Origin of the sequence: Synechocystis salina LEGE 00031 (assembly GCF_015207985.1) — a bacterium.
GTDB lineage: Bacteria > Cyanobacteriota > Cyanobacteriia > Cyanobacteriales > Microcystaceae > Synechocystis > Synechocystis salina.
In genome coordinates this window covers 23,082-29,424 of record NZ_JADEVV010000050.1, presented here as the reverse complement: position 1 = coordinate 29,424, position 6,343 = coordinate 23,082, and the positions used below count along the sequence as shown (strand labels likewise).

Here is a 6,343-nt window from a genome sequence, read left to right as displayed (position 1 = left end):
GAGTTTGGCCTCAAGGCGATCGCCTATCCCGACTTCAGCCAAAAGCCAGTGGCCAAGCCCAAGGAAACGGAACCGGAGCATCCCATTCCCCAACAGGATCCCAAAGAATCATTGGCTTCTCGCCCCTTTGATACCCAGCCCCCCCTACCTCCGGAGGAAATTCCCCTCAATCCGCCCCTAGACCCCCCACCAACAATCGCAACAATGGCAAAACAACCGGAGCCAGCCCATCGCTCTGGGAGCTTGGCAGCCAAATTCCTGGCCCTTTCCAAAACTAGTCAGTTGTTAATTGCGGGGGGCATAGTGATTATTATTGCGGCCCTGACGGTGGCGGTGCTTAACCTGGGCCAAGGGAATGGCGAACAAAACCAACCTTCCTCCAGCCTGATTGATTTGAGCGTGGGGCATGGTTGATTTCACTAACCTCAATAGCTTGGCCGCCTCTCTTTTGGTGGAAACCTGGTTCAGACTGGGCCTCCGGCAGGCGGTTATTTGTCCTGGGTCCCGTTCCAGTCCCTTAACGGTGGCCTTGGCCCGCCATGGAGGTATTGACTGTGTAGTTAGTTTGGATGAACGTTCTGCTAGCTTTTTTGCCTTGGGCCATGGCAAATGCACAGGGCAACCAGTGGCCTTAGTGTGTACTTCCGGTACAGCGGCGGCCAACTTCCTACCCGCAATTATTGAAGCCCATTACAGTCAGGTGCCTTTGTTGGTGCTAACTGGCGATCGCCCCCCGAGATTGCGTCATTGCCGGGCCGGGCAGACCATTGACCAGACCAAGCTCTATGGCCACTACCCCCAGTGGCAAACGGAGTTGGCATTGCCGGAGCCCAACATGGACTATTGTCATTATCTGCGGCAAACGGTGATCCATAGTTGGCAAAAATGTTTTTGGCCTGGGTTGGGGGTGGTGCATCTCAATTGCCCCTTTGATGAACCTCTAGTGCCCCTGGAAGATGGTTCAGAGTGCTTAGAGCATCTAGCCAGAGAATTTGACGAGGAGCATTTTTATCGGGGGCTAACAACGTTTGCAGCAATGAATCAGGGAGAAGCGATTTCCTTGCCTTTCAGTTCTATTACTTCCGCTTTTTCCCCGCCCCAGCCGGACTTCAGTCGATTGGGGTTAATCCTGGTGGGAGTTCTGCCCGGTGGTGAAACCCCTGCTTTGCTGACAGATATTTTGGCGATCGCCAGGGCGTTGCATTATCCCGTACTGTGCGATGCCCTTTGTTCTTTGCGTAACTATGACGATGGCCAGACCGCTTTAATTACCAATTATGACTTTCTGATCCGTTGCCCCAGTTGGGCAAAACAGTTAGTGCCAAAGCAAATTATTCAAATTGGTGAATTGCCCACTAGTAAAGCGTTGCGAAATTGGCTCAGCACCATTGATTGTCCCCGTTATATTTTGAACTTCCATGGAGAAAATTTAGACCCCCTACAAGGACAAACGATTTACTTGCCCACCAGCGTTGCCCAGGTAGCGGACTATGTACATAGCCAGGGATTAACCCCCGATGCAGAACAGAAAAGTTATGCCCATAGTTGGCAGGAAAAACAGCGGCAAAGCCAAACAATGATCATTTCTGCCCTAGCCGATGCCCATACCCCTTTAATGGTGGCCCAATTGGCCCATTGCTTAGCGCCCCAAACTAATTTGTTGGTGGCCAATAGTTTGCCTGTGCGCTGGCTGGAATTTTTCTGGCCCGTCAACGGCGATCGCCATCGTATGTTTGTTAACCGGGGAGCCAACGGTATTGATGGCACCCTTTCCACTGCCATGGGTATTGCCCACCGTAGCCCAGGGGAGACAGTATTATTAACTGGCGATTTATCCCTATTGCACGACAGCAATGGTTTTTTAAATCAGTCCCAAATGCAGGGTAATCTAACCATTATTTTACTTAATAATAACGGTGGCGGTATTTTCCAAACCCTACCCATTGCCCAATGTGAAGATGTGTTTGAAACCTATTTTGCTACGCCCCAAGGAGTGGACTTCAGTCAACTTTGTCGCACCTATGGAGTGGAACACCAAATTATTACTAACCTTTGGGACTTAAAAGAACAATGGCCAAGAAACAATTCCACTTCCATCCGGGTTTTAGAAATAATTGGCGATCGCCGTCAGGAGGCCCAATGGTTAAAATCATTACAGGCACAATTTTCCTGTGCTGATAGCTTGATCCAGTAAATCTTTCCCTTCTTGTACAGAATTGATCTGAAAAAGTTGTTCCCGCAACTGCGCCGCCCCAGGAAAATCTTTGCAATACCATGCTAAATGTTTACGGGCTTGGAATAGACCCCGTTGACCCTTATATTCCCAAAGCATTTGCAGATGTTCCTGGGCACAGGTTAATTTTTCCGCCACCGTGGGAGCCCTTCGTTTCTCTCCAGTTTTAAAAAAATGCTCAATTTCCCCCACTAAATAGGGATAACCCAAACTCCCCCGGGAACACATCACCCCGTCCGCTCCGGTTTGTTCTAAACAGGCGATCGCCGCTTCCACCGAAAAAATATCCCCATTGGCAATGACCGGGATTGACAGAGCTTGTTTAACTTTGGCAATCCATTGCCAGCGGGCCCGGCCGTTATAGCCCTGGGCCCTGGTGCGGCCATGGAGGGTCAACATTTGTGCCCCCGCATCTTGCAATCTCTGGGCAAATTCGACAATATTAATTTCCTGATCATCCCAACCGAGGCGGGTTTTGACCGTAACAGGTACATCCACCGCCGCCACCACAGTTTTGACAATGGCTTCGGCTACATCCGGTTGCCGCAGTAGGGAGGAACCGCCCCCTTTTTTAGTGATTTTATTGACCGGACAACCCATGTTAATGTCCACCGATTGGGCTCCCTGGGCCACCGCTTTTTGGGCCGCTGCCGCCATAAAGTCCGGCCGACAGTCAAACAACTGGATACTGATGGGATTTTCCTGGGGATCAATTTCCATCACCTGGGGCAACGTGCGGAGATGGTGAATTTCCGTGGCGCTGACCATTTCCGTATAGAGCATGGCCTGGGGGGCATAGCGGCGCACTAACCGCCGAAACACCAAGTCCGTCACCCCCGATAAAGGGGATTGGAAGACCCGGCTGTGGAGGGTGAGGGTGCCAATCTGTAATGGTTTGGCCCAGGCGGTGGGGTTAGGAGAATTATTAGGCAAAGAATTAGAGGCCAAAATCTACAAAGAAATGAATCTATCAACAATATTTTTCCATTTTTCTCGGTCAAAAGGCGATCGCCATTCGCTAACTACAACGTAGGGAAACCATGGGGACAGGGTTGGAGGTCTAGTATGTTGGAAAGAATACCCTTAATACCTACCAAGCTGCCTTTGGTTGGTTCCCCCTAAGTGTGAGTGCCAATATGTCCAACAAAAAAGAGATTCCCATTTTAATCGGTGCGTTGTTAGTCACCCTGGGCATTGTGGGAGCAGGAGGATGGTTTTTATTTAACAGAATGAATCCTGCTGCGGTCACTCCTGGGCCTGCCACCACGGTTCCCATGCCGAGGGAATTACAGGCCAATGCCAGCGCCGGGGAAAGGGTGCTCGTTCCCACCATGGACAATGAAACTAAGTTATTTGCGTCCAAGGCGATCGCCGAGGGTAAAAACGCAGAAGCGTTGGCACAATTAACTCAACATTTGGAAAAGTCCCCCAACGATCCTGAAGCCTGGATCTACTTCAACAATTTGCGGGCCTTAGACCATAATCCCCTCCAGATAGCGGTGGTGGCCCCGGTGGGCAGTAGCCTCAACATTGCCCAGGAAATTTTGCGGGGGGCGGCCCAGGCCCAGGAAGAAATCAATCAAAAGGGCGGTATTGACGGTCGTTTTTTGCACATCACCATTGTCAATGATGCCAATGACGGCACTTTGGCCCAACAATTTGCCGGAGCTTTGATTAAACAAAATCAAATCCTTGGGGTGGTGGGGCATAATGCCAGCAGTGCCACCCTCAGTGCGGCCCCTACCTACGAAGCGGGGGGATTGGTGCTGGTCAACGCCACTAGCGACGCCAATGGCATTACCAATGTTGGCGACCATATTTTTCGGGTTATTCCCCAGATCAACACCTCCGCCCAAACCCTGGTGCAACAGGTCGGGAAAGAAGTTGACCGAGTGGCGGTCTGCTACGATTCCAAAGCCCCCGACGGCGTTTCTTTTTACCAAGAATTTACCACCGGTTTGTTGGCCAGCGGCGGCCAGTTAGCCCCCACCGTCTGTGACCTGAGTGAAGCCAATTTCAACAGCCAAGCTAAGATGGCGGAAATTGTTGCCAGTGGGGCCCAGGGATTGCTAATTTTGCCCCACATTGACCGCCTTGATCGTGCTTTCGCCCTGGGTGACGCCAACCGGGGTCGCCTGAAGCTCTATGGCAATAGTCCCCTGTCTACGATTAAAACGTTGGAACAAGGCCGGGGCATGGTGGGTTTAATGGTGGCCATACCCTGGAGTTCCAAAAGTGAGGCCAATCGTCCCTTTGCCGAGGCCGCCCGGAAGTTTTGGGGGGGAGATGTGTCTTGGCGCACGGCGGCTACCTACGATGCAGTTTATACGGTGGCCAACGCCCTAGCCATTGCCCCCAGCCGTCCAGGTTTACAAAAGGCTTTGAAAGAACCGGAATTTGTTTCCAGCACCATCAATGGTGAGGTTAGTTTTTTACCCAATGGCGATCGGGCGGGACAAGCCACTCTAGTGAAAATTAAACCTTCTCCCAGCCATGTCACCGGTTACGACTTTTTCCCGGTTAATCCTTAATGCAGTCTCGATGCCCCTGGGAGTTTATGGTTACTGCGTGCCAACTTTGATTAAGGGATTTCCCTACCCTATATTTGCAACCATTGGGCTAGGGGGGGAGGCACCGGCAGAAGGATCAAAATCAAAATGGCGATCGCCACAATGCCCAATAAATCCCGGCGATCGTCCAACTCACTGACATCATTTAACGCTGGCTGGGCCCCCACGGGCATGAGCAACAAAATAATTGCCCAGATGAAAAAGTCACTGCGGATAAAAGAAAGTAACACCATCACCACCCTAGTAATTTGCCCCGTCACAATGGCCACCCGTTGCCCCAGCATGGCATGGATAATGTGGCCCCCATCCAACTGGCCAAAGGGCATCAAATTCAACGCCGTTACAATCAAACCAATGTAACCGGCGATCGCCAAAGGATGGAGATCCAGTACCGTGTTCGGCCCCAGTTGACCGCCCAACGCCGCCTTACTAATCAGGGTCATCAGGAGAGAAAAGCGATAATCCAAAGCATCAAATCGCAACAGGTTAGTATTGTCTGGCATGGCTGCCACCGTGGACTGGGTCAACCCCCACCACAAAATCGGTAAGCCCACTACCAAACCCCCCAACGGGCCGGCGATCGCCACATCGAATAAAGCTTTACGGTGGGGCACCGGGGACTTCATCTGGATAAAAGCACCAAAGGTGCCCAAAAAGAAGGGAATGGGAATGAAATAGGGCAGAGTAGTGCGGATTTTGTAATGTACCGCCGCCCCATAATGGCTTAGTTCATGGCAGCCCAAAATAGTCAAAATTGCCAAACTGTAGGGTAAACCCACCATTAACGTTTGGATGCCCGCTTGGAGTTTTTCCGGGGTTAAGCCCGCCATTTCTGCCCCTACCATGGTGGTGGTGAACCCAGTGAGCAGCAGTAAAGTTAAGGCTAACCAAGGTTTATGGAGCTTTTCGGCATTATTGGTATTATCTTCCTTCGCCTGGGCTGGGTTAGGTACTAGGGCAAAAAAAGGTTGGCCCTGCAAACTTTCTTGAAATAGCACCAAAAAGCGATCGCCAAAGGCATCTTCCACATTACCCTTGACCCGTTCATAGGCCATTTCCGGTGCCACTTGTAATTTGCCTCGGCACAGAATGGCCTGGGGACGGTAGTCCAATTGCTGGAGGTAATACACTCCCCAGGGAAAACAATCCCGCAAAGATTTTTCTTCCGCCGCATCAATGGGTCGGGGGGCTGGCTCTGATGATTTCTGCTCTGTTCCTTGGGCGTTATCGGGGTTGGGGGAAGCGGTAGCCTGGGCCTGTTTATCGGGGACAATGCGACCCTTTTGCACTAACCACCAGTAGAGCAAAGGACAGACTAAAAACGGCCCCAGCAATAGCAAGGCTGGCAGGGGGGCATCGGGGCCATGGATCATGGCCCAAATTGTCCAGAGGGTGGCCGGGGTCATCAACACCAACCACAATATCCAAATCGGGGTGCGGGTGATGGGGGCGGCATTGCTTTTAACCACAAAATAGGTGATGACAGCAAGGATGAGCAAAAGAAGCCACATTTTTACAAAACTCAGAGGTTACAGGATCA

The 6,343-nt window shown here is 51.4% G+C and carries 4 protein-coding genes and 1 pseudogene; 3 read left to right on the top strand and 2 right to left on the bottom strand.

The annotated features are described in order from the left end of the window. Positions 1 to 414: pseudogene (locus IQ217_RS15130) on the top strand (serine/threonine-protein phosphatase); the annotation flags it as partial. Beyond that, the gene (gene menD / locus IQ217_RS15125) at positions 407 to 2,194 is read left to right on the top strand and encodes a 2-succinyl-5-enolpyruvyl-6-hydroxy-3-cyclohexene-1-carboxylic-acid synthase (protein ID WP_194020581.1); all 1,788 of its coding nucleotides are present in this window, start codon (positions 407 to 409) and stop codon (positions 2,192 to 2,194) included. The pseudogene IQ217_RS15130 and the gene menD, both read left to right, overlap by 8 nt. Here the strand turns inward: menD and dusB are convergent. Further along, positions 2,153 to 3,184, bottom strand: a complete 1,032-nt coding sequence (gene dusB, locus IQ217_RS15120; protein ID WP_194020583.1) for a tRNA dihydrouridine synthase DusB — start codon at positions 3,182 to 3,184, stop codon at positions 2,153 to 2,155. The two genes, menD and dusB, sit on opposite strands and share 42 nt — an antisense overlap. Before the next feature lie 185 nt (positions 3,185 to 3,369). Here dusB and IQ217_RS15115 point away from each other — a divergent pair, with 185 nt between their 5' ends. Then, entirely contained in the window at positions 3,370 to 4,764 is a 1,395-nt protein-coding gene (locus IQ217_RS15115) for a Sll0606 family photosystem II assembly protein (protein WP_194020580.1), read from the top strand. A gap of 68 nt (positions 4,765 to 4,832) precedes the next feature. Here the strand turns inward: IQ217_RS15115 and IQ217_RS15110 are convergent, their stop codons facing one another. Next, positions 4,833 to 6,314, bottom strand: a complete 1,482-nt coding sequence (locus IQ217_RS15110; protein ID WP_194020579.1) for a site-2 protease family protein — start codon at positions 6,312 to 6,314, stop codon at positions 4,833 to 4,835. Positions 6,315 to 6,343: the final 29 nt, after the last annotated feature.